At 69.2% G+C, this 21992-nt stretch carries 20 protein-coding genes and 1 tRNA gene; 13 read left to right on the top strand and 8 right to left on the bottom strand.

All coding sequences use genetic code 11. The features are described from left to right. Positions 1-19 precede the first annotated feature (19 nt). Positions 20-565, top strand: a complete 546-nt coding sequence (locus AC30N0_RS15865; protein WP_489518871.1) for a hypothetical protein — start codon at positions 20-22, stop codon at positions 563-565. A 16-nt stretch (positions 566-581) separates the two neighbouring features. On the opposite strand, the gene AC30N0_RS15870 is transcribed toward AC30N0_RS15865, so the two are convergent. Both AC30N0_RS15870 and AC30N0_RS15875 read right to left on the bottom strand, forming a co-directional pair. Continuing rightward, on the bottom strand, positions 582-779 hold the full coding sequence (locus AC30N0_RS15870; protein WP_489518872.1) for a hypothetical protein: 198 nt from the start codon (positions 777-779) through the stop codon (positions 582-584). A gap of 24 nt (positions 780-803) precedes the next feature. Beyond that, complete coding sequence (locus AC30N0_RS15875; RefSeq protein ID WP_489518873.1) at positions 804-1004, bottom strand: hypothetical protein; 201 nt, start codon at positions 1002-1004, stop codon at positions 804-806. Between the two features lie 508 nt (positions 1005-1512). On the opposite strand from AC30N0_RS15875, the gene AC30N0_RS15880 reads away from it, so the two are divergent. Together AC30N0_RS15880 and AC30N0_RS15885 are read left to right on the top strand one after the other, a co-directional pair. Next, on the top strand, positions 1513-2580 hold the full coding sequence (locus tag AC30N0_RS15880) for a hypothetical protein (RefSeq protein WP_489518874.1): 1068 nt from the start codon (positions 1513-1515) through the stop codon (positions 2578-2580). A gap of 40 nt (positions 2581-2620) precedes the next feature. Further along, positions 2621-3235, top strand: coding sequence for a dihydrofolate reductase family protein (locus AC30N0_RS15885; protein WP_489518875.1), 615 nt, complete (start codon positions 2621-2623; stop codon positions 3233-3235). 103 nt (positions 3236-3338) lie between these two features. Here AC30N0_RS15885 and AC30N0_RS15890 read toward each other — a convergent pair whose 3' ends face one another. After that, positions 3339-3656, bottom strand: a complete 318-nt coding sequence (locus tag AC30N0_RS15890; RefSeq protein WP_489518876.1) for a hypothetical protein — start codon at positions 3654-3656, stop codon at positions 3339-3341. Between AC30N0_RS15890 and AC30N0_RS15895 the strand changes: the two genes are divergently transcribed. Both AC30N0_RS15895 and AC30N0_RS15900 read left to right on the top strand, forming a co-directional pair. Further along, entirely contained in the window at positions 3656-4093 is a 438-nt protein-coding gene (locus AC30N0_RS15895; protein WP_489518877.1) for a BLUF domain-containing protein, read from the top strand. The two genes, AC30N0_RS15890 and AC30N0_RS15895, sit on opposite strands and share 1 nt — an antisense overlap. 119 nt (positions 4094-4212) lie before the next feature. After that, positions 4213-4710, top strand: a complete 498-nt coding sequence (locus tag AC30N0_RS15900; RefSeq protein ID WP_489518878.1) for a hemerythrin domain-containing protein — start codon at positions 4213-4215, stop codon at positions 4708-4710. Between the two features lie 53 nt (positions 4711-4763). On the opposite strand, the gene AC30N0_RS15905 is transcribed toward AC30N0_RS15900, so the two are convergent. From AC30N0_RS15905 to AC30N0_RS15915, 3 genes are read right to left on the bottom strand one after another with little or no spacing between them, the layout of a single operon-like run. Then, positions 4764-6194, bottom strand: a complete 1431-nt coding sequence (locus AC30N0_RS15905) for an efflux transporter outer membrane subunit (RefSeq protein WP_489518879.1) — start codon at positions 6192-6194, stop codon at positions 4764-4766. 19 nt (positions 6195-6213) lie between these two features. Continuing rightward, positions 6214-9528 (bottom strand): efflux RND transporter permease subunit, encoded by a 3315-nt coding sequence (locus AC30N0_RS15910; protein ID WP_489518880.1) that lies wholly within the window; start codon positions 9526-9528, stop codon positions 6214-6216. 13 nt (positions 9529-9541) lie between these two features. Further along, entirely contained in the window at positions 9542-10765 is a 1224-nt protein-coding gene (locus AC30N0_RS15915; RefSeq protein ID WP_489518881.1) for an efflux RND transporter periplasmic adaptor subunit, read from the bottom strand. Positions 10766-10857: 92 nt separating this feature from the next. Here AC30N0_RS15915 and AC30N0_RS15920 point away from each other — a divergent pair, with 92 nt between their 5' ends. The 3 genes from AC30N0_RS15920 (at position 10858) to AC30N0_RS15930 (ending at position 13274) form a co-directional block, all read left to right on the top strand. Beyond that, complete coding sequence (locus AC30N0_RS15920; protein WP_489518882.1) at positions 10858-11568, top strand: TetR/AcrR family transcriptional regulator; 711 nt, start codon at positions 10858-10860, stop codon at positions 11566-11568. 69 nt (positions 11569-11637) lie between these two features. After that, positions 11638-11727: transfer RNA gene (locus tag AC30N0_RS15925), tRNA-Ser, on the top strand. Between the two features lie 194 nt (positions 11728-11921). Continuing rightward, entirely contained in the window at positions 11922-13274 is a 1353-nt protein-coding gene (locus AC30N0_RS15930) for an Nramp family divalent metal transporter (RefSeq protein WP_489518883.1), read from the top strand. Between the two features lie 172 nt (positions 13275-13446). On the opposite strand, the gene AC30N0_RS15935 is transcribed toward AC30N0_RS15930, so the two are convergent. Further along, positions 13447-13737, bottom strand: a complete 291-nt coding sequence (locus AC30N0_RS15935) for a hypothetical protein (protein WP_489518884.1) — start codon at positions 13735-13737, stop codon at positions 13447-13449. A gap of 268 nt (positions 13738-14005) precedes the next feature. Here AC30N0_RS15935 and AC30N0_RS15940 point away from each other — a divergent pair, with 268 nt between their 5' ends. Next, positions 14006-16102: a TonB-dependent receptor gene (locus tag AC30N0_RS15940; RefSeq protein WP_489518885.1), complete on the top strand. Its 2097-nt coding sequence runs from the start codon at positions 14006-14008 to the stop codon at positions 16100-16102. A 22-nt stretch (positions 16103-16124) separates the two neighbouring features. Here the strand turns inward: AC30N0_RS15940 and AC30N0_RS15945 are convergent, their stop codons facing one another. Next, the gene (locus tag AC30N0_RS15945) at positions 16125-16925 is read right to left on the bottom strand and encodes a symmetrical bis(5'-nucleosyl)-tetraphosphatase (RefSeq protein ID WP_489518886.1); all 801 of its coding nucleotides are present in this window, start codon (positions 16923-16925) and stop codon (positions 16125-16127) included. 128 nt (positions 16926-17053) lie between these two features. Here AC30N0_RS15945 and AC30N0_RS15950 point away from each other — a divergent pair, with 128 nt between their 5' ends. The 4 genes from AC30N0_RS15950 to AC30N0_RS15965 all read left to right on the top strand — a co-directional run bounded on the left by AC30N0_RS15950 (position 17054) and on the right by AC30N0_RS15965 (position 21990). Beyond that, complete coding sequence (locus AC30N0_RS15950; RefSeq protein ID WP_489518887.1) at positions 17054-18373, top strand: hemolysin family protein; 1320 nt, start codon at positions 17054-17056, stop codon at positions 18371-18373. Beyond that, the gene (gene pcaB, locus AC30N0_RS15955; protein WP_489518888.1) at positions 18370-19749 is read left to right on the top strand and encodes a 3-carboxy-cis,cis-muconate cycloisomerase; all 1380 of its coding nucleotides are present in this window, start codon (positions 18370-18372) and stop codon (positions 19747-19749) included. The genes AC30N0_RS15950 and pcaB overlap by 4 nt, the downstream gene beginning before the upstream one ends. Beyond that, entirely contained in the window at positions 19746-20975 is a 1230-nt protein-coding gene (gene pcaCD, locus AC30N0_RS15960; RefSeq protein ID WP_489518889.1) for a bifunctional 4-carboxymuconolactone decarboxylase/3-oxoadipate enol-lactonase PcaCD, read from the top strand. Before pcaB ends, pcaCD begins: the two co-directional genes overlap by 4 nt. A gap of 64 nt (positions 20976-21039) precedes the next feature. Then, the gene (locus AC30N0_RS15965; RefSeq protein WP_489518890.1) at positions 21040-21990 is read left to right on the top strand and encodes an MBL fold metallo-hydrolase; all 951 of its coding nucleotides are present in this window, start codon (positions 21040-21042) and stop codon (positions 21988-21990) included. The last annotated feature ends 2 nt before the right edge of the window (positions 21991-21992 follow it).

Genomic DNA, 21992 nt, shown 5'->3' on the forward strand with positions numbered 1-21992 from the left:
CAGGGACGATGCGAAGGGATTGCGGGTCGCTGCCGATGCTGCGCAGCTGGACCCGGCGACGATCGACAAGCTGATCCGCCAGGCCGCCCGCTTCCTGCGCCGGCGGACCCCGCCGGACCTGGGCCTCGACGACCTGCATCAGATCGCGGCGCTGGCGCTGCTCGAGGCGGATGCCGCCGGGCGCGCGGTACAGGCGGAGCGGCCGCGCGACCGGCGCCACGCCGAGAACTGGCTGCGCCGGAAGTGCGTCTGGGCGATGCTCGACGGGATCCGCGAGTCGTTCGCGCAGCGGCCCAATCACACCTATTCGCTGGCAGACAGGGAAGACGACGATGGTGAAGCCCGGCCCGAGGCCCTCGCCCCCGACGACCCCGAGCGCATCGCGCAGCTGCGCCAGGCGCTGGCTCGGCTCGACCGCAAGGGCTCGCCCCAGCTCATCGAATGCACACGGCTGCTGGCTTCGGGGCTCGCGCCGGTCGAAGTCGCGCTTCGGCTCAATACGCACGGCAGCCGGATCAGCCAGCTTCGCGCCGAAGCCCGCCAGCTGATGGAGCCCTGCCTCTGAGTTGACGACCGTCTTACTAGGGCCGGCGTGCGTACTTGCGCCGGTGTTCCGCGACGGCTCTCCTGTACCTGCGTCGAAGGACCAGGATCCGAACGGCGGACATGACCAGCACCGCACCCGACGTGAAGGCCAGGGCGGAATCGGTGCTCCAGACCAGGCCGAGCCCGCCGACGGCATACAGGAAGGGTGACGCTTCGTACCACCAGGGTTCCATGACGTGCCCGGGCCGGGTGTGTCTCTAGGCAAGGCCGCCGGGAGTGGTCGGCGCGAAGTCGGCGCTGTCGAAGTCGAGGCGAATGAGCTCCTCCGCGCGGGGAAGGTCCATGGCCAAGGGCCGCATCGGCATGGCTTGGGGCGCCGTTCGATGCAGCTTGTCGCTCGGGCCCGGCGGGATCGTCGCCGCAGCCTCCCGCACCGCCCGCACCACCGTGAAAGTCATCGGCTCAGGATAGGTGGCCGCTCGTAAGCGGCACATCCCGCGAGCGCGGGTAGTGCGAACGTGAATAGGTCCGTTCCCGCATCCATCGCGCCGGGAAAGACACCCCGTCGATCGGACCCGCCGCCTACGATGAGCGATGGGGATGGGTCGGCGGCCGAGTCATGAACCTTTTCGCCTGCGCGGCACCGTTCGACTGGGTCGAGCCGGTGTCGTGGTGGCCGCACTGGCCATCCTCGCGCCGGTGATCGGTCTGAACGTCGCATCTCCACCTGCTCCGGCTGCCGCGCAGCAATCGTCGGCTGCCATGCACACGCAGGGCCCGGTCGTTTGGGCGCACCGCGGTTCGCCGCAGGGGGCCGGAGATCCCGCGCCTTCGCCCGCGGACCGCCAGTGGGCCGAGGCCTCCGGGCTGCTGCTCGGTCTCGGCAGCGCGAGTGCCAGGAAGGCAATCTCCAGGTTGTCGCTCGACGGGAAGGATTCGACCAGGCCGGAGTTCCGTTTCCCCTTCATGGAATGGGTCGCAGCCGACCACACGCCGCATGTGTCCTGCCGCATCGCGATGCAGGGCATGGACAGCCTGCAGAACTGGCTGGGCGGGATCGCCGCAGCGAGCGGCGTGCCCATCGACGCCTCGAAGCAGCGCGAGATGATCCTCTTTCACGAGATGGCTCATTGCGAAGCGATCGCGATGGTCAGAAGTGCCGAGCACGACCGGAAGAGCAACGTCTTCAGCGCCGCGTACCACCACTTCGGATGGGACGGCGACCCGACCCGCCGGATCCTCCCCTGGTTGCCGGGCGCCGCCGCGGAACTGCGCACCCTCGTCTGGGAGCGTCATGCGGATGCTCGAGCGGTCTTCATGGCCGCGCAGCGGGTGTTCGCGCGCCGCGCGGATGGAACGGGCGGTCCTTTCCCGACGGCGCCCGAGGATGCCGGGCAGATTGCTTCCAGGCTGCTCGAGTTCGAGGCCTACGCGCGGGAGCTCGTGACCTTCAGGTTCTTCGAGCGCGCCGGAAGCGAGCGCGATCGTCCGGGGGCCTTCCAGGACCACGACACGATGGGCGTCCTGTCGATCGCGATCGATATCGTCCGCCAGGCCGCTCTCGACCCGATGAGCACGGCGGCCACGATCGATCCGGATCGAGCCAGCGAAGTCGCCATGCAGATTGCCCTGGGGTCGGTCCGCGCCGAGTTCGCCGGCCTGCAGGCGGATCTGCTGCGCTCCGAGATCGAAAGAAGCACGAACGCGTCCGGCCGGCAACGACTGGCCGAAGAGGTGCAGGAGATCGAATTCCTGCACGAGCGGCTCCGCGAACATGTCCGCTTCGCCCTCGGCACAGAAGCCGACAACGTTCGGCGCGAGGTCCGCGAGCGCTCGTCACGGCTGGCGGTCGAGGCAGAGCGCCTGGCCGGCTACGGGAGGCGGCTGCAGGCGCCGCCCGTGCCTTTGCACGAGGCCTTGAGCCGCTTTCCAGCCCCGTCGGCGCATCGCGACGCGGTCGAGCGTGCAGACGACATGTTCGGGCGGTTTCGCGCGTCACATCGAACCGCCAGCGCGACGATCTGCTGCCGATAGCGAATCCCCGATCCGGGGCTAGCATGAAGATTTCGTCGACATGCGAACCCAGTACTACACCGCCACGAGTCTCGACGGCTTCATTGCGACGCCTGACGATTCGCTCGAATGGCTCTTCCCGCTCGGAGACATCGACGACACCGGCTATCCCGCGTTCATTCAGGGTGTCGGGGCACTGGCGATGGGTTCCGCCACGTACGAGTGGGTGCTCCGTCACGTCGTCCGCTTCGGCTCGGGCACGGGGTCGCCCTGGCCGTATGCGCAGCCCACCTGGGTCTTTACCAGCCGCAGTCTCGTCGGTGTGGCCGGTGCGGACATCCGGTTCGCGAGCGGCGATGTGCGCCCGGTTCACGAGTCGATGCGCATCGCCGCCGGCGACCGGAACATCTGGGTCGTGGGTGGCGGCGAGCTCGCCGGACAGTTCTACGACGCCGGTCTCCTGGACGAACTGATCGTCCAGGTGGGCTCGGTCACCCTCGGCGCCGGGAAGCAGCTCCTGCCCCGGACAATCCTTTCTCCGTCTCTGCGACTGGTGTCCGCACAACGCATCGGCCCCGGCTTCGCCGAGTTGCGATACGAGATCTCCACCCGTCGGCCGCCACAGGCGGCGTTGCCCGAAGGCGCGAGACCGTTCCGCACGCGGATTAGTTGGTGAAGCGCTCCCCGGCTTGCAAATGGACAGGGGATCCTTCGAGGCTGCGGCGGCGCCTCATACGCTGCCCCCGATTGCGACAGACCTCCACGCTCAGCGAGGAGGCCTACCGCCGCCTCGAGGAGCTCATCGTCACGCTGCAGCTCGCGCCCCGCAGCGTGGTCTCGGGGGCGAGCCTCAGCACGCTGATCGGGATCGGCACGACACCGATCCGGGAGCGTTGCAGCGCCTGTCGCGCGAGCATCTCGTGCAGATCCTGCCGCGGCGCGGGTTCGTGGTCACCCAGATCGACCTGCGCCAGCAGCTCCAGGTGCTGGAGACGCGTCGCGAGCTCGACCGGCTGTTCCTCGATCGAGGGCGACAGGCATGGCGGCGGAAAACGATAATCCGGCCCTGCCCGATCAGGCGCCTCCTCCTTCTCCATTGGACCACCACGCCCTCCTTTTCGTCAGCGAGCTGGCCCCGGGCGCTCCTGCCGACGCCGTTGTCACCATTACGAGACAGGCCAGGCACAACAACGGACGCAACGGCATCACCGGCTTGCTCGTGTTCGATGGTGCGCATTTCGCGCAGCTGATGGAGGGGCCGGCCGAAGCGGTCGTCAAGACCGCGGAGCTGATGCGCACCGACAGCCGTCACGCAGCGATGGAGATTCTGAACTCCGCGTCCACCTCGAAGCCCACACGCTTTCCGACCTGGCGCCTCGGCTACCTGGTCTTGGACCTGCAGATGTACGGCATCGCGAGCTTGCGTGGCCAGCGAGGTGCCGCCGCGATGGAGTCATTCAACTTCATGCTTCCGGCGCTCGACATGGCTCTTGGCGAAGCCCTCCCTGCCAACCTGCCCAGGCGTCGACGCTAGCTCGTCGTTCGGCGGGCGCCGGCGATGGGGCGCTGACGGACGGACGCGGTGAGACGGCGTTGGCCTACAGCCACCCACCGGGGCGGCCGGTACCGTCACGGCAACCACCGGAGAACCTTATGCCCTCAGTCAAAGCCAAGCGTGCCGGCACCCTGGACGCCATCAAGCTCCTCAGTCAGGACCACGAGGACGTGCGTAGGCTGTTCACCGAGTACGAGCGCATCGCCAAGCTGGGCGCCGACTCTTCCGATCGGCAGGCCTTGGCAGAACGCATTTGCATGATGCTGACCGTGCACGCCACGCTCGAGGAAGAGATCTTTTATCCGGCTGCCAGGGAAAAGGGCGTGGAGGTCGATCTGCTCGACGAGGCGGAGGTTGAGCATGCTTCGGCCAAGAGTCTCATCACGCAGATCCGCGGCATGGCACCAGACGACGATCTCTACGACGCGAAAGTGAAGGTGTTGGGCGAGTACATCGATCACCACGTCAAAGAAGAGCAGGACGAGATGTTCCCCAAGTGCCGCAAAGCCAAGCTGGATGTCGCCGGCGTTGCGCAGCAGATGGCCGAGCGGCGCGTGGAACTGATGGCCGAGATCAGCGAGGAAATCATCGTGTGATGGCAGGCATCCAGGGGCATCGGCTGCTTTAGAAGCTGGCCGGCCCGCGCCCTTCAGCGGCGTGCGACGGCCAAGGGGATGGGCCAGCCGCCGCCCAGTGCCCGATACACGGCGACCAGGGCAGTTGCCTGAACCACCTGCACTTGCACCAGCGCGTCTCGCGTGGTCAGCGCTTGCCGCTGGGCGTCGAGGACAGCGAGGAAGTCGACCGCGCCGGAATCGAAGCGAAGTCCGGCCAGGCGGGAAGCGTCCTCTGCGTCCCGCGCCGCTGCACCGAGCCGCTCGCCCTGCTGGGCGTTGCGTGTGAACTGGGTGAGGGCGCCTTCGGTTTCCTCGAGCGCCAGCGCGACGCTTTGCTCGTAGGCGGCCAGCGCCTGCTCGGCCCGCGCCTCGCTGGCGGTGATGCGGGAGCGCACCCGGCCGAAGTCGAACAACGGCCACGTGATGCCGGCGCCGAAGGCGTACTGCTGCGAGCCGCTGTCGCCGAGCAAACCCAGGCGCAGGCTGGCCAGGCCGATCAGACCTGAGAGATTCACGCGCGGGAACAGATCTGCAGTGGCGACGCCGATGTTGGCCGTGGCCGCGGCGAGCTGCCGCTCGGCCTGAATGAGATCGGGTCGCCGGCGCAGCAGCTGCTCCGGCGTGCCGATCGGCAGCGCTCCGAGGTCGGTCACCGGAAGCGAGGGCAGCTGCCGTGGACCTGCGGCCAGCTGCGCGAGGACGACCCCCGGAGGCTGTGCCGAGAGCGTCGCCAGCCGGTACGCGGCGCGATCGATCGCTGCCTGGAGGGCGGGCAGCGTCGCTTCCGTGCTGCCGAGGAGGCTGCGCGCGCGGGACACATCCAGCCGCGTGCCACGCCCGAACTCCAGCCTGGCCTCGGTCAGACGCAGGCTCTGGCGCTGGTTGGCGATCGATTCCTCGGCCACCTGCTGGCGTTGCTGAAGGCCACGCAACTCCAGGTAGTTGCGCGCGACCTCTGCTGCAATCGACGTTCCCACCGCGGCGACGCCGGCGGCGGAGGCGTTCAGCTGGGCGGTGGCCGACTCGCTGACACGCCGGTTGCGGCCGAAGAAGTCCAGCTCCCAGCTGGCCGTGAAGCCCGCGTCGTACACGGTGGAGGTGCGCTCGCTGCGCGAGGAGCCCGGCTGGAGGTGGTCGGGGGTCAGCGATCGGCCCACGCCCGCCGCGGTGCCGATTTCCGGCAGCAGCTCCGCTCGCGCGCCTTGCAGCATTGCCCTCGATTCGCGCAGCCGCGCCTGCGCAATCCGAACGTCGCCGTTGGCGGCCAGCGCCCGCTCGACCAGCTGCGACAGGGCCGGATCGCTGAAGCCGCGCCAGAAGTGGGCGATGTCCGCACCGGGTGCGGTGGCGTCGACCGCGCCAGCACCGGCATGCAGGTAGCCGCTTGGCAGGGCAATCCCCGGTGCGCGGTAGTCGGGGCCGACCGCGCAGGCGGACAGGACGAGGGCGATGCCGGCCAGCATCGCCGTGGAAGCGATACGTTCAAGCATCGCCGTCTCTCCTCAAGGGCGACAGCGGCGACGCCAAAACGGCGCTGTTGTCGCTGCCCACCGTGACTGCCGAGGCGTTTGCAGCCGCGACCGCATGGCCTTCAGCCGCGGCCATCCGCTTTGCCCTTCGGCCGCGCAGCAGCACATAGAACACCGGCGTCAGGAAGATGCCGAAGAGGGTGACGCCGAGCATCCCGGAGAACACGGCGATGCCCATGGCCCGGCGCATCTCGCTGCCGGCGCCGCTGCCGAAGATGAGCGGCAGCACGCCGGCGCAGAAGGCGATCGAGGTCATCAGGATCGGGCGCAGGCGCATCCGGCAGGCGTGCAGGATCGCGTCCATCAGCGCCTCGCCGCGCTCCTCGAGCTCCTTCGCGAACTCCACGATCAGGATGGCGTTCTTGCAGGCCAAGCCGACAAGCACGACGAGCGCCACCTGCGTGAAGATGTTCAGGTCTCCGGGCTGGTTGAACGGCGGGAACTGCGACAGCCAGACTCCGAACAAAGCCGCCAGCACGCACATCGGCACGATCAGCACGATCGCCATCGGCAGGCTCCAGCTCTCGTACTGGGCGGAGAGGACCAGGATGACGAGCAGCACCGCGATCATCATCACGGCCGCGATCACCGGCACCTGGACTTGCGTCCCTGGCAGCGTGACATTGCGGGTGAGCCGGTCCTGGTAAGTGAGCTCCGTCCACTCGTAGGTCATGCCGCGCGGCAGCGTCCGCTTGAGCAGCGTCTCGATCACGGCCTCGGCCTCGCCGGACGAGAAGCCGGGTGCGGCGGCGCCATTGATGTCGGCCGAGGGATAGCCGTTGTAGCGCGTCACCCGGGTCGGCCCATAGGTGGGCTCGACCTTCATCAAGGCGCCGAGCGGCACCATCTCGCCAGCGGCGTTGCGCGTCTTGAGCGCCGTGATCGACTCGGCGTCGGCGCGGTAGGGGGCGTCCGCCTGGACGACGACCTGGTAAGTCTTGCCGAAGCGGGTGAAGTCGTTGACGTACAGCGAGCCGAGGTTCACCTGCATCGTGTCGTAGATGTCGCCGAGCGCGACGCCCATCTGCTTGGCGCGCTCCCGATCGACGTTGGCGTACAGCTGGGGAACGTTGATGTCGTAGGTGGAGAAGGACGTGCCGATGCTCGATTTCGGATTGCCGTAGACCTGGCCGAGCGTGCCCCACGCGGCACCGAAGAGCGCCTGTTCGCCCAGTCCCTCGCGGTCCTGCACCTGCAGCTTGAAGCCGCCGGCGTTGCCGAGGCCGTCCACTGCCGGCGGCGGCACGACGAACATGCGCGCGCCCTGGATCTGCTGCAGGGCGCCGTTGACCTTGCCGAGGATGGCGCCCTTGGACAGGTCACCGGACGTGCGCTGCTCGAACGGCGCCAGGCCGAAGAAGACGATCCCCTCGTTGGGCGCGGCCGAGAAGCCGGCGATCGACAGGCCCGGGAACGCAATGGAGTCGACGATGCCCGGGACCTTGAGAGCGATGTCGCTCATCTGCCGGATGACGGCGTCGGTGCGCTCGAGCGAGGCGCCGGCGGGCAGCTGGGCGATGCCGATCAGGTACTGCTTGTCGGGCGCCGGCACGAAGCCCGACGGGATCCGCGTGAAGAGGAACGCCGTCAGGGCCAGCAGCACGGCGTAGACGATCAAGGCCAGCGACTTGCGCTGGACGATGCGAGTGACGCCGCGGCCATAGCCCTCGCTGCGCCTCCCGAACCAGCCGTTGAACCAGCGGAAGAACGGCCCGAACACCTTGTCCATGCCGCGCGTGAGCCGGTCCTTGGGGGCGTCGTGCGGACGCAGGAGGATGGCGCTCAGCGCCGGCGACAGCGTCAGCGAGTTGAACGCCGAGATGACGGTGCTGATGGCGATGGTGACGGCGAACTGCTTGTAGAACTGGCCCGTGAGCCCGGGCACGAACGCCAGCGGCACGAACACCGCACAGAGGACGAGCGCGATCGCGATGATCGGGCCGGAGACCTCCCGCATCGCCTTGACCGTGGCGTCGTGCGGCGTCAGGCCGGCTTCGATGTTGCGCTCGGCGTTCTCGACCACCACGATGGCGTCGTCGACGACGATGCCGATCGCCAGCACCAGGCCGAACAGCGTCAGCGTGTTGATGGAGTAGCCGAGCAGGAGCAGGACCGCGAAGGTGCCGACGATCGAGACCGGCACCGCGATCAGGGGAATGATCGACGCGCGCCAGGTCTGCAGGAAGATGATGACGACCAGGACCACGAGCAGCGTCGCCTCGATGAGGGTCTGCACCACCTTCTCGATCGAGGTCTGCACGAAGCGCGTCGGGTCGTACACGATGCTGTAGCCCATGCCCTGGGGGAAGTCGGCCTTCAGGCGCTCCATTGCCGCACGGACGTTGTTGGAGAGGGCAAGGGCGTTCGACCCCGGGGCCTGGAAGATGGCGATCGCCGCGGCTTGCTTGTTGTTGAGGAGGCTGCGCAGCGAGTACGAGCCGGCCGAGAGCTCGACCCGGCCGAGGTCGCGGATCCGGACCAGGCCACCGGTCGCCGGCTCGGCGCGCACGATGATGTCGGCGAACTGCTCTTCGCTGACGAGGCGACCCTGGGTGTTGACGGCAAGCTGGAACTCGGTGCCTCGCGGCGACGGCGGCGTGCCGACCGTGCCGGCCGCGACCTGGGCGTTCTGCTCACGGACAGCGGCGACGACCTCGCCGGTCGTGATGCTGCGCGCCGCGAGCTTGGCGGGGTCCAGCCAGATGCGCATGGCGTAGTCGCCGGCGCCGAAGAGGAGCACCGAGCCCATGCCGGGGATCCGCAACAGCTCATCGCGGATGTTGAGCTGGCCGTAGTTGCGCAGGTAGAGCGCGTCGCGGCTGTTGTCAGGGCTGACCAGGTGGACGACCATGGTCAGATTGGGACTCGACTTCTCGGTCGTGACGCCGATCTGGCGGACGATCTCGGGCAGGCGGGGCAGGGCCCGGTTGACCCGGTTCTGCACCGCCGTCTCCGCGACCTCGGGATGGGTGCCGATCTTGAAGGTGACGGTGAGCGTCATGGCGCCGTCGGCGGTCGCCTGCGAGTCGAAGTACAGCAGGTTCTCGACGCCGTTGATCTGCTCCTCGAGCGGCGTCGCCACCGTCTCGGAGATCACCCTCGGGTTGGCGCCCGGGAACTGCGCCCTGACCACGACCTGCGGCGGCGCGACCTCCGGGTACTCGGAGATCGGCAGGCGAAAGATCGCCAGGAGACCGAGCAGGAAGATGATGATGGAGAGCACGGCCGCGAACCGCGGCCGGTCGATGAAGAAGCGCGAGATATCCATGGCCGGTCCGGCTTCAGCTCTTGGCGTCCGGCTTCTTGTCGCCGGGTGGCGGGGTGCCCGGCGCACCGGCCGGCGGCGGGAAAATCGGCATGCCTCTGGCATCGACCTGCAGCAGTTGCGGAGCGACGGTCATGCCGGGCTGGATCCGCTGCAGGCCGTCGACGACGACATGCTCGCCGCTCTTGAGGCTGCCTTGCACGATGCGCATGCCGTCGGCCAGGGCGCCCAGCTTCACCTCGCGGAACTGTGGCTTGCCGTCGGCCGGGACGACGTAGACGAACTTCTTCGTCTGGTCGGTGCCGATGGCGCGCTCGGGCACCAGCACCGCGTCATAGGCGGTGGCGCTCTCCATCCGCAGCCGGGCGCTGAGACCGGGCGTGAAGCGGCCGCCCGGGTTGTCGAAGCTCACCCGCATGCGGATCGCGCCGGTTTGCGGATTGAGCCGGTTGTCGATGAAGTCGACCTGGCCTTCGTGCGGGAAGCCCTGTTCGTCGAGCAGGGCCATGCGAACCCTGGGTGCCTTGCCTGCGGCTCGGGCGTCCTTCAGGCGCAGATAGGTGCGCTCGCTGCCGTCGAAGTAAGCGTAGACCTTGCTCACCCCGGCGAGCGTGGTCAGCACCGACTGCTCGTTGACGACGTTGCCCGCCGTCACGGCGGCACGCGACACGCGTCCGGCGATCGGCGCGCGCACCTGCGCGTATTCGAGATTGAGCCGGGCGATCCGCAGCGCCGCTTCGGCGCCCTGGATGTCTGCCTGCGACGTCTGCTGCCCGGATCTGAGCTGATCCACCTCCTGTTTCGAGACTGCCTGCGAGTCGAGCAGCTTCTGCGCGCGGGCGAGCTCGCTTTGCGCCAGCTCCAGGCGCGCCTTCATGGACGTGAGCTGGGCCTGGGCCCGTGCGGCCTCGGCTTCGAACGGCCGAGGGTCGATGGAGAAGAGAAGATCGCCCTTGCGGACCACCGCCCCGTCCGCGAAGTGGACCTTGTCGATGATGCCCCCGACGCGCGGCCGAAGCTCGACGAACTCCGCCGCTTCCAGGCGGCCGCTGAACTCCTCGGTGTCCGCGATCTGTCGCTGAACGGCAGGGGCCACGCTCACCGGCGGCGCCTGTGGCGGTCCGCCTTGCGCTTCCGCCTGAGCGCCGCAGCCGACGAGAAGAGGCAGGGCTGCAAGCGCCGTGAACACCGTGCCCGACATCAGGAGGCGCGGTTGAATACCGGGAGGAATGGAGTTCATGGGATTCTGATCAATCCATAGCGAGCGCTACGGCATCTGGCAGAATGTAGCCATCCCATGTGACTTCGTCAAGACATTAAGTAGTTATCGCTATGAAAAGCAGGATCGAGGCCCGCAAGACGAGCCGCAGCTCGGGTCCACCCGCGCTTGATGCAGCTGCGTCGCGAACCGCCAAGACGCGTGGACGACCTCTGTCCTTCGACCGCGATGCCGCCCTCGAGAAGGCGATGCACGTGTTCTGGGAGCGTGGCTATGAAGCCGCGTCGGTCGCCGACCTGACTGCCGCGATGGGGATCACGCCACCCAGCCTCTACACCGCCTTCGGTGACAAGGAGCGTCTTTTCCTCGAAGCGATCGAGTCCTACCTCAAGGGCCCGGGCGGGTTCGGCGCGCGGGCGCTCGCCGAGGAGCCGACGGCGCGCGGGGCGGTGCAGCGGCTGCTGGAGGAGGGCGCAGCGCAGCTGACTGACGCCTGCCAGCCGCACGGTTGCATGATGGTCATGGCGACGACGAACTGCTCCGTCGCTGCCGAGCGCGTGCAAGCCCTGGTCGCCAAGCGGCGCGCCCTGTACGTCAGGAGCATTGCGGAGCGGATCCAGAGAGGCATCGACGATGGAGAGCTGCCGGCCGGCACCGATGCGCGTGCGCTCGCCAACTTCTATGCGACCGTCTACCAGGGCATGTCGATGCAGGCCAAGGACGGCGCTTCGAGGAAGAGCCTCCTCGCCAGCGTGGAAATGGCGATGAGTTCGTGGCCGGCGGCACCGGAGCGTGCCGGGCCGGGGAAGAGGGCAAGGTCGTAGGCAGGCCGCCATTTCTGGGTTACCGCCGTGCGAAGATCCCGGCGCCGGCGATTCGACGTCGCCGTGCCCGGAGACGTGGCCGAGCGGTCTAAGGCAGCAGTCTTGAAAACTGCCGGGGGGGCGACTCCCCCGTGAGTTCGAATCTCACCGTCTCCGCCAGCCATGCGGGCCAGGTCGGCCGACCGGCCTATCAGAACGGCAAGGGCTGCGCACACTCGGGACGTAATCCTGACGGCAGGTTTTGCCTCGCCGCGGCCTGAAGCAGCGGCCGGCGCCGGCGGGCGCCGCGTGTTTCGCAGACACTGCGACGGCACGATGGCTGCACAGGGGCCGGGCTGCCCGTCCTCGCACCGATGAACACTGCCGCCGCCGCCGCCCCGCCCGCCTTCGACCCTGCTCCGGACGGGCCGCGCAGCCTGCCCGAGGTCCATCGCTCGATCCATGTCCCGGCCGCCGACGCGAACGGCTCCGGCATGCGCCGGATGCTCGCCTACTTCGGCCCGGGCTACCTGGTCGCCGTCGGCTACATGGATCCGGGAAACTGGGCGACCTCGCTGGCCGGCGGCTCCCAGTTCGGCTACACGCTGCTCGCCGTCATCCTGCTCTCGAACATGATGGCGATGCTGTTCCAGGCGGCGGCCGTGCGCCTGGGCCTCGGCGCCGGGCTCGACCTGGCGCAGGCCTGCAAGAAGAACTTCTCCCGGCCGGTGAACCTGCTCCTCTGGGTCTTCTGCGAGATCGCCATCGTCGCCTGCAACCTGGCCGAGGTGATCGGCATGGCGATCGGCCTGAACCTGCTCTTCGGCATCCCGCTCCTCGGCGGTGTCTGCATCACCTTCCTCGACGTCATGCTGATCCTGGCCCTGCAGACGCGCGGCTTCCGCTGGCTCGAGGCGGTGATCGTGGTGCTGGTGGGGACGATCGGCGTCTGCTTCGCCTTCCAGATGGCCTGGCTGCAACCGTCGTTCGCCGCCGTGCTGGGCGGCTTCGTGCCGCGGCCCGAGATCGTTACCAATCCGGAGATGCTCTACCTCGCCATCGGGATCATCGGGGCCACGGTGATGCCGCACAACCTGTACCTGCACTCCTCGATCGTGCAGACGCGGCGCCATGTGCAGACGACCGAGGGCAGGCGCGAGGCGGTCCGCTTCGCGACGATCGACTCGACCCTCGCCCTCGGCCTGGCGCTGCTCGTCAACGCCAGCATCCTGATCCTCGCCGCCGGCGCCTTCCACCGGCCTGGAGTCGGCACGGTCACCGAGCTCAGCGAGGCCTACGAGCTGCTGTCGCCGCTGCTCGGCGTCGGCGCGGCGAGCGCTCTTTTCGGCGTCGCTCTGCTGTGCTCGGGGCTGAGCTCGTCGGTCACGGGCACGCTTGCCGGCCAGATCGTCATGGAAGGCTTCCTGGACATCCGCATGACGCCGGCCCTGCGCGCGCTCCTGACGCGTGCCATCGCCATCGTCCCGGCCATCGCGGTGACGGCCTGGTACGGCAGCGCCGGCGCCAACTCGATGCTGGTCTTCAGCCAGGTCGTGCTCAGCATGCAGCTGCCCTTCGCCATCGTGCCTCTGCTCATGTTCACGACCAGCCGCAAGCATCTGGGCGCGCTCGCCTTCGGCCGCCGGACCGCCACCTTGCTGTGGACGGCGGCCGCGGTGGTCGTGACGCTCAACGTCTGGATGCTGCAGCGGCTGTTTTCCGCCTGAGGCGCCGGCTCGGGCTTGGCTGCATCCGACCCCGCCTCGCCCACGTATCCTCTTTCCGATGAGCAGGGGCGAATGCGAGGACGGGCCACCCGGCCGCCGTGCGGCCAGAGCCCGCTCGTCGCGGCTCTGGGTGGCATCGCTGCTCCTGATCGCCCTTCCGCTCATCGGCCTGTCAGGTGTGCTGGCGCAACTGCTCGGCACGACGCACGTCCATCGTCCGGCGGCGGTGCACGGCGATCCGCTCCAGGGCTGGCAGGACTTTCGCCGGATCGTCGTCGGCGCTGCGGCTGCCCGCACGACGCACGGCCACACGCTCTGGCTGAAGCACCGGCATGGCGCGGCCGATGCGACCGTTCTCGCCCTGGGGCCCGCAGGGCCAGGGTCGACGTCCGCCGATGCCGTTCCTTCGCTCGTCGCGTCGATCGTGCTTCATGCCGCGACGATGCCCGAGCCCGGTCTGCACGTGCCGGAGGTTTCGTCGTTGCGGTGGAGGCAGGAACCGCCGGGACGCTTCAAGAGCTTGGCTTGGGCGCCACCTGAGCGTCCGCCGAAGGCGTAGGTCGCCTTCGAGCTCGCCCGAGCTCGCCAGAGCCCGCCATGCGGTCCACGGGGATCGCTCGGCACCCCCTTCGGCCGCCGAAACGCGGCGCGGACCATCCATCGGGCCATCCGTTCCTTCGCGCGCGTCCACGGCGCGACGCATCGGACGCTGGCCCTACTCGAGGACTCTCATGAAACACCTGCACGGGCCGTCTGCCGCCCGGCTTCCCTGTCGCTGGACCCCCGTCTCGCGCCCTTGCGCAGCGGCCATCGTCCTGCTCGCCGGCACCGCTGCCCATGCCGGCGGCGAACAAGTCCTGGAGAAGGTCGAGATCACCGGGAACTCGACCAACCTCGTCGGTGTGGCCGACTCTGCCAACGTCGGTACCGTGACCAAGAAGCAGCTCGATGCACGGACGGTATACCGGCCCGCCGAGCTGCTGGAGAGCACGCCCGGGCTGATCGTCAGCCAGCACAGCGGCGAGGGCAAGGCCAACCAGTTCTATCTGCGCGGTTTCAATCTGGACCACGGCACGGACCTGCGCACGACCGTCGACGGCATGGTCGTCAACCAGCGTTCGCACGGGCATGGCCAAGGCTGGACCGACCTCAACTTCATCATTCCCGAGCTGGCGACCGGCCTGCAGTACAGGAAGGGCCCGTACTACGCCAGCGAAGGCGACTTTTCGTCGGCAGGCGCGGTGAGCCTGAGCTACGCCAACGCCCTGGCGCAGGGAATCGCGAGCGTGGCGCTCGGCGAGAACGGCTACCGCCGCGCCCTGGTCGCCAGCTCGCGCCGTCTCGGCCCGGGCGAGTTCCTGTACGCATTCGAAGGCCTGCGCAACGACGGCCCGTTCGAGAACCCGGACGACTACCGGAAGGTCAATGCCGTGCTCCGCTACAGCCAGGGCGACCTGGCGAACGGATCGAACATCACCGCCATGGCCTACCGGGCCAGGTGGAACGCCACCGACCAGATTCCGCAGCGGGCGATCGACAGCGGTCTGATCCGCAATCGCTTCGACGCCATCGACCCGAGCGACGGCGGCAGCGCGCATCGTTACAGCCTCTCGGGCGAGTGGCGCCGCAGTACCGAGGCCGGCGTCACCAAGGTCCAGGCTTATCTCATCGGCTGGCAGCTCAAGCTGTTCTCGAACTTCACCTACTTCCTGGACGATCCGGTGAACGGCGACCAATTCAGCCAGCCCGACCGGCGCACGACCAGCGCGGTCAACGCGAGCCACACCCTGCGCACGCCGTTTTCCGGCCGCGACTCGGACACCACGATCGGCCTGCAGATCCAGAACGACAACATCTTCAATTCGCTGAACAGCACCCGGGCGCGCCAGCTCCTGTCGACCACCCGCTCCGACCACATCGTCGAAAGCAGCGTGGGTGTCTACGTCGAGAACACGACCCGCTGGAGCGAATGGTTCCGTACCGTCGCCGGTCTGCGTGCCGACCATTACCGATTCAAGGTGGCGAGCGACAACCCGGCCAACAGCGGCAAGGCGTCAGACAGCATCGTCAACCCGAAGCTGAACCTGATCTTCGGGCCCTGGGCGAAAACCGAGTACTACGTCAACCTCGGTGGCGGCTTTCACAGCAACGATGCGCGCGGCACGACGATCACCGTCGACCCCAGGACAGGCGGACCCGTCGACAAGGTATCGCCGCTGGTGCGCTCGAAGGGGCATGAGGTCGGGCTGCGAACGACCTTGCTTCCCGGCCTGCAGACGTCGCTCGCGGTGTATCGGCTCGATTTCGATTCGGAGCTGCTCTTCGTGGGCGACGCCGGCGGCACCGAAGCGAGTCGGCCGAGCCGGCGGACCGGTTTCGAGCTGGCGAACTACTACAAGCTCGACGACCGGCTGACGATCGACGCCGACATCGCCTTCGCGCGGGCGCGGTTCAGGAATGCCGGCCCGGCCGGCGATCGCATCCCCGGCGCCGTGGAGGGCGTCGCCTCGTTCGCGCTGGCGGTCGACAACGTCGGGCCCTGGTTCGGCGCCTTGCAGTTCCGCTACTTCGGCCCGCGCCCGCTGACCGAGGACAACAGCGTCCGCTCGAAAAGCACCGGCATCTTCAACGGTCGCATCGGCTACAAGTTCAGCAAGTCGGTGCAGATCGAGCTGGAAGCCTTCAACCTGACCAACCGCAAGGCGACGGCCATCGACTACTTCTATACCTCGAGGCTGCCCGGGGAAGCGAGCGGCGGCGTCGACGACATTCACTTTCACCCGATCGAGTCGCGATCGTTCCGCGTCGCGCTGATCGCGAGCTTCTGAACGAGGGCAGGCGTTCCCCCGGTCAGCACGCGATCTGAAAGATCTCGCGCGTCGCAGGCCCGATCCGGGCTGCGGTCAGCTTGCCGCCCCAGGCGCAGCCGGTATCCAGGCCGAGCAGGTCGGGGCGGTCGAGCAGGCCGAGCGACGACCAATGGCCGAAGGCGATCGCCTGCCCGGCGGTGCGCCGGCCGGGCGCGTCGAACCAGGGATGAAAGCCCGGCGGTGCCGCGTCGGCGCCGTCCTTGACGGTGAACTCCAGCCGTCCCTCGGCCGAGACGAAGCGGATGCGCGTGAGCGTGTTGAGGGTGAAGCGCAGCCGTTCCTTGTCGGTGCGAACGTCGCTCCAGCACGAGGGATCGTTGCCGAACATCGCGTCGAGGAACGCGCGCGGCGCCGCTTCGCGCAGGGCTCGCTCCAGCGCGCCGGCGAGCGACAGCGTCGTCTGGAGATCCCATTGCGGCACCACGCCGGCATGCAGCATCAGCCAGCCGTGCGCGTGCACCGCCATGCGCCGCTGGCGCAGCCATTCGAGCCAGGCGTCGCGGTCCGGTGCGTCGAGGATGTCGTCGAAGCTGTCAGTGCGGTGGCGCGGGCGCACGCCGGCGGCCACGGCCAGCAGGTGCCAGTCGTGGTTGCCGAGGACGCAGACCGCGGCGTCGCCGAGATCGCGCAGCCGGCGCAGGGTGGCCAGCGACGCCGGCCCCCGGTTGACCAGATCGCCGAGCACGTAGACGCGGTCTCGCGACGGGCTGAAGGCGATGGTGCCCAGAAGCCGTGCGAGTGCGTCGTCGCAGCCCTGGATGTCGCCCACCACGTAGTTCATCGCGCGCCCGCCCGGCCGACGGGAGGGCGCGGCGCGGCGCCTCGGGGGGCAGCGAACGAAGTGAGCGCGGGGGCGTGCATTGACCTGATTCTGCTACGCTCGTTCTCCGCTTACGCCCGCGCCCGCGCATGGACGTTGCCTTACTGCTCTTCCTGATCTTCCTCAATTCGCTGTTCGCCATGTCCGAGATGGCGCTCACCGCCAGCCGCAAGGCGAGGCTGCAGGTGATGGTCGAGACCGGCGAGGCGGGCGCCCGGCAGGCGATGACGCTGCACGAGGACCCGACCCGCTTCCTCTCGGTCGTGCAGATCGGCATCACCTCGATCGGCATCCTCAATGGAATCGTCGGCGAGGCCGCCTTCTCGGTCCCCTTCGCCGGCTGGCTGCGCTCGAATTTCGAGATGGGCGATCGCGCGGCGGGCCTCACGGCCACGGGACTGGTCGTGATCATCATCACCTTCCTCACCATCGTCTTCGGCGAGCTGGTGCCGAAGCGGATCGGCCAGATGTACCCGGAATCGGTCGCCCGCGTGGTGTCGCGGCCGATGGAGGTGCTGTCGCGGCTGACGCGGCCCTTCGTGCGCCTGCTCACGGCCTGCACGGAGGGCACGCTGCGCGTGCTCGGCCTGCGCAACGTCCCCGAGCGGAGCGTGACCGAGGAGGAGATCGAGGCCAGCCTCGAGGAGGGCGTCGACGCCGGCGTGATCGAGGCGCACGAGCACCAGATGGTGCGCAACGTCTTCCGCCTCGACGACCGCCAGGTCGGCTCGATGATGATCCCGCGCGCCGAGATCGTCTGGCTCGACGTGTCGAACACCGCGGACGAGGTGCTGCAGGTGATCCGCGAAGCCGACCACTCGCGCTATCCGGTCTGTCGCGACGGCCTCGACGACGTCGTCGGCGTCATCAGCGCGCAGAAGCTGCTGCTGCAGGCGATGCAGGGCGAGCCGCTGAACCTGGCGCTGGACCTGCCGCCGCCGGTCTTCGTTCCGGAAACGCTCTCCGGCATGGAGCTGCTCGAGCAGTTCCGCGCCACGGCGCCGCAGATCGTCTTCGTCGTCGACGAGTACGGCGAGGTGCAGGGGATGATCACCGTGCGCGACGTGCTGGAGGCGATCACCGGCGAGTTCAGCACCCAGACGGACGCCGACTCGTGGGCGGTGCAGCGCCACGACGGCAGCTGGCTGTTCGACGGCCTGATCCCGATCCAGGAGCTGAAGGACCGGCTGCCGCTGAAGGAGCTTCCGGAGGAGGACCGCGGCCGCTACAACACGCTCGCCGGGATGATCATGCTGCTGCTCGGGCGCCTGCCCGATGCCGCCGACTCGGTCGAGTGGGACGGCTGGCGCTTCGAGGTGGTCGATCTCGACGGCAAGCGCGTCGACAAGGTGCTGGCCTCGGTGCTGCCGCGCGACGCCGAACAGCCGCCGCTGCGGCACGACGAATGAGCGGGTGGCTCTTCGAGCGCACGCTCGGCAGTGCTGCGATGGCCGAACGGTTCGGCGATCGCGCGCTGGTCGCGGCGATGCTGTCCTTCGAGGCGGCGCTGGCGCAGGCCGAGGCCGACGAAGGCGTGATACCCGCGGCGGCGGCGGCGGCCATCGTCGCTGCCTGCGCCGACGAGCCGGACATCGACGTGCTCGTGGCGGAAGCGCGCATCGCCGGCAGCCTCGCCATCCCGCTGGTCCGGCACCTGACCCGGCGCGTGGCGGCCGCCGACGAAGCGGCGGCCGGCTTCGTGCACTGGGGCGGCACGAGCCAGGACGTGATCGACACGGCGATGGTGCTGGCGACGCGCCACGCCCTCGAACTGCTCGACGCCGACCGGCAGCGCCTGCTGGCCGCGCTGGTTCGCCTGGCGCGCCGGCATCTCGACACGCCGATGCTCGCCCGCACCTTGATGCAGCCGGCGCAGGTCGTCAGCGTCGGCTTGAGGCTCGTCGCCTGGATCGCGCCCCTGGTGCGCGCCGGCGAGCGGCTGGCGCGCGCGCGCACCGCCGCGCTGCAGCTCCAGTTCGGTGGTGCGGTGGGAACGCTCGCGACCCTCGGCGAGCGCGGTCCGGCCGTCGCGCAGCGTCTGGCCGACCGGCTGGGGCTCGCCGTCGCCCCCGGTGCCTGGCACACGCAGCGCGACGCCTGGGTCTCGCTCGCCTGCGAGGTCGCGGTGCTGTGCGGCTCGCTCGGAAAGGTCGGCCACGACGTCGCCCTGCTGGCGCAGGCCGAGGTGGGCGAGATGGCCGAGCCGGCCGGGCTCGGCCGAGGCGGGTCGTCGGCGATGCCGAACAAGCGCAACCCGGTCGCGGCCATGACGGCCATCGCCGCGGCGACGCGGGCGCCGCACCAAGTGGCGGCGCTGCTTGCGTCGATGCCGCAGGAGCACGAGCGCAGCCTCGGTCGCTGGCAGGCCGAGCTCGCCGAGTGGCCGGCGCTGTTTCTCGCCACGCACGGTGCGCTCGTCGCGCTCGCCGATGCGGCCGAGGGCCTCGAGGTCGACGCGGCCCGGATGCGCGCCAACATCGAGGCGCAGCGCGGTGCCGTCTTTGCCGAGGCAGCGGCCGCTGTGATGGCGCGCTCGGTCGGCAAGAGCCGGGCGCACGAGCGGGTCGCGGCGTGGTCGGCCGAGGCGGCCCGATCCGCCGGCGCCGACCTGCGCGCGCTGGCCCGCGCCGCCGTGCGCGACGACGTCACGCTCGCGGCGGTCGACGCGGCCGATCTCGACGCGGTGTTCGACATCGACGCGGCGGCGCGCCGCGCCGGTGCCATCGCCCGGGTCCAGCTCGACGCCTTGCACGTGTCCTCTTCCTCGTCCGGAGACCTCCCATGAGCGATCGCTCGCCACCCTCCGATCGGTCCGACGACTTCGAGCGGGGCCTCGCCAACCGGCGCGCCGTGCTCGGCGACGCCTGGGTCGACAAGTCGCTGGATGGCGCGACCGACTTCAACGCCGAGTTCCAGGACCTGATCACGCGCTATGCCTGGAACGACATCTGGGGCCGGCCCGGGCTCGACCACGACACGCGCCGCCTCCTCGTCCTCGGCATGACCATGGCCCTGGCGCGATGGGAGGAGTTCGAGCTGCACTGCCGGGCCGCGATCCAGGGCGGCGTCGACCTCGGCAAGATCAAGGAGACGCTGATGCAGGGCGCGATCTACTGCGGCGTGCCGGCAGCCAACACCGCGTTCAAGCTGACGACCGACATCCTTCGTGCCGAAGGCCGCGCACCCGCGCCGCAGCCGCTGTCGGCAGCGTCACGGGTCGCCGTCCACCACACCTTCAGCGCGCCGCAAATCCGCGTCGCCGTGCAGGGCGAGGGACCACCGGTGGTGCTCAGCCACGCGCTCGGCCTCGACGTGCACATGTGGGACGCGTTCGCAACGCGCCTGGCCGCCACCCACACCGTCCTGCGCTACGACCACCGCGGCCACGGCGGCTCGGCGCGGCCGCCCGGCCCTTATGCGATCGACGACCTCGTCGACGACGCGGCCCGCGTCATCCGCGAATGGGGCCGCGGTCCGGTCGCCTGGATCGGCCTGTCGATGGGCGGCATGGTCGGCCAGGGCCTCGCCGTGCGACACCCGGGATTGCTGGCCAGTGCCGTGCTCGCGAACACGACCTCGCGCTACCCCGACGCAGCTCGGCCGGTGTGGACGGCGCGGATCGAGGCGGTCGAGAAAGGCGGTATGCCGGCGGTCGCCGAGGCCGTCGTCGAGCGCTACCTGCATGCCGAACACCGGGCCGCGCATCCGCAGGAAGCGGCGACGCTGCGCGCGCGGCTGCTGCGCACGCATCCGCAGGGGTATGTCGCGGCCTGCCACGCCGTGTCCGGCGTCGACTGGCTCGACCGGCTCGCGACGGTGACCACGCCGACGCTCGTCATCGCCGGCGGCCGCGATGCCGGCGCGACACCGGAGATGGCGAAGGCGATCGCCGATCGCATCCCCGGCGCGCAACTCGAGGTCTTCGCCGACGCCTCGCACCTCAGCGTCGCCGAGGTGCCGGACGCCTTCTTCGCCACCATCTCGGCGTTCCTGGCCCGCACCGGAACCTGACTTCCGCTTTCGCCCAGAATGCGCCTTTCGCCCGGAGCAGCGGGCGAGCTGAACGGACGTACCCATGAGCAAAGCATTCGCCTCGCAGGCCGACCTCGCCGAGAAGAAGGTCAGCTTCACGAAACTTTCCGACAACGCCTACGCCTACACCGCCGAGGGCGACCCCAACACCGGCGTCGTCATCGGCGACGAGTCGGTGATGGTGATCGACACGCAAGCGACGCCGGTGATGGCGGAAGACGTCATCCGGCGCATCCGCGAGGTCACCGACAAGCCTGTCAAGCACGTCGTGATGAGCCACTACCACGCGGTGCGCGTGCTCGGCGCGAGCGCGTACGACGCGAGCGAGGTGATCGCCAGCGAGGACACGCGCGACCTCATCGTCGAGCGCGGCTCGGCCGACATGAAGAGCGAGATCGAGCGCTTCCCGCGCCTGTTTCGCGCCGTCGAGACGATCCCCGGCCTGACCTGGCCGACCGTGACTTTCCGCGGCCGCATGACGCTGTGGCTCGGCTCCCTCGAGGTGCAGCTGATCCAGCTCGGCCCCGGCCACACCAAGGGCGACACCGTGGCCTGGCTGCCGCAGCAGAAGATCCTCTTCAGCGGCGACCTCGTCGAGTACGGCGCCACGCCCTACGCCGGCGATGCCTACTTCAGCGACTGGCCGACGACGCTCGGCAACGTCGCCGCGCTCGGCGCCGAGCAGGCGGTTCCCGGCCGCGGCGCGGCGCTGACCAGCGCGGCGATGTGCGCCGAGGGCATCGCCGGCACGCGCTCCTTCATCGCCGAAATGTTCGAAAGCGTGAAGGCGGGCGTCGCCAAGGGCCACGACCTGAAGCGCGTGCATGCCGACACCGACGCGCTGCTGCGGCCGAAGTACGGCCACTGGGTCATCTACGAGCACTGCATCCCGTTCGACGTGTCGCGGGCCTACGACGAGGCCACCGGCCACCGCGATCCGCGCATCTGGACGGCGGACCGCGACAAGGCGATGTGGGTGTCCCTGGGAACGTGACC

This window comes from Rhizobacter sp., from assembly GCF_031412495.1.
In the GTDB taxonomy this organism is placed as follows: domain Bacteria; phylum Pseudomonadota; class Gammaproteobacteria; order Burkholderiales; family Burkholderiaceae_C; genus Schlegelella_A.

Bases quoted from the DNA above. Each gene is read 5' to 3' on its own strand.
- AC30N0_RS15870 (WP_489518872.1), bottom strand. From the start codon at position 779: ATGGAACCCTGGTGGTACGAAGCGTCACCCTTCCTGTATGCCGTCGGC.
- AC30N0_RS15875 (WP_489518873.1), bottom strand. From the start codon at position 1,004: ATGACTTTCACGGTGGTGCGGGCGGTGCGGGAGGCTGCGGCGACGATC.
- AC30N0_RS15880 (WP_489518874.1), top strand. From the start codon at position 1,513: ATGGAATGGGTCGCAGCCGACCACACGCCGCATGTGTCCTGCCGCATC.
- AC30N0_RS15885 (WP_489518875.1), top strand. From the start codon at position 2,621: ATGCGAACCCAGTACTACACCGCCACGAGTCTCGACGGCTTCATTGCG.
- AC30N0_RS15890 (WP_489518876.1), bottom strand. From the start codon at position 3,656: ATGGAGAAGGAGGAGGCGCCTGATCGGGCAGGGCCGGATTATCGTTTT.
- AC30N0_RS15900 (WP_489518878.1), top strand. From the start codon at position 4,213: ATGCCCTCAGTCAAAGCCAAGCGTGCCGGCACCCTGGACGCCATCAAG.
- AC30N0_RS15905 (WP_489518879.1), bottom strand. From the start codon at position 6,194: ATGCTGGCCGGCATCGCCCTCGTCCTGTCCGCCTGCGCGGTCGGCCCC.
- AC30N0_RS15910 (WP_489518880.1), bottom strand. From the start codon at position 9,528: ATGGATATCTCGCGCTTCTTCATCGACCGGCCGCGGTTCGCGGCCGTG.
- AC30N0_RS15915 (WP_489518881.1), bottom strand. From the start codon at position 10,765: ATGAACTCCATTCCTCCCGGTATTCAACCGCGCCTCCTGATGTCGGGC.
- AC30N0_RS15920 (WP_489518882.1), top strand. From the start codon at position 10,858: ATGAAAAGCAGGATCGAGGCCCGCAAGACGAGCCGCAGCTCGGGTCCA.
- AC30N0_RS15930 (WP_489518883.1), top strand. From the start codon at position 11,922: ATGAACACTGCCGCCGCCGCCGCCCCGCCCGCCTTCGACCCTGCTCCG.
- AC30N0_RS15940 (WP_489518885.1), top strand. From the start codon at position 14,006: ATGAAACACCTGCACGGGCCGTCTGCCGCCCGGCTTCCCTGTCGCTGG.
- AC30N0_RS15945 (WP_489518886.1), bottom strand. From the start codon at position 16,925: ATGAACTACGTGGTGGGCGACATCCAGGGCTGCGACGACGCACTCGCA.
- AC30N0_RS15950 (WP_489518887.1), top strand. From the start codon at position 17,054: ATGGACGTTGCCTTACTGCTCTTCCTGATCTTCCTCAATTCGCTGTTC.
- pcaB (WP_489518888.1), top strand. From the start codon at position 18,370: ATGAGCGGGTGGCTCTTCGAGCGCACGCTCGGCAGTGCTGCGATGGCC.
- pcaCD (WP_489518889.1), top strand. From the start codon at position 19,746: ATGAGCGATCGCTCGCCACCCTCCGATCGGTCCGACGACTTCGAGCGG.
- AC30N0_RS15965 (WP_489518890.1), top strand. From the start codon at position 21,040: ATGAGCAAAGCATTCGCCTCGCAGGCCGACCTCGCCGAGAAGAAGGTC.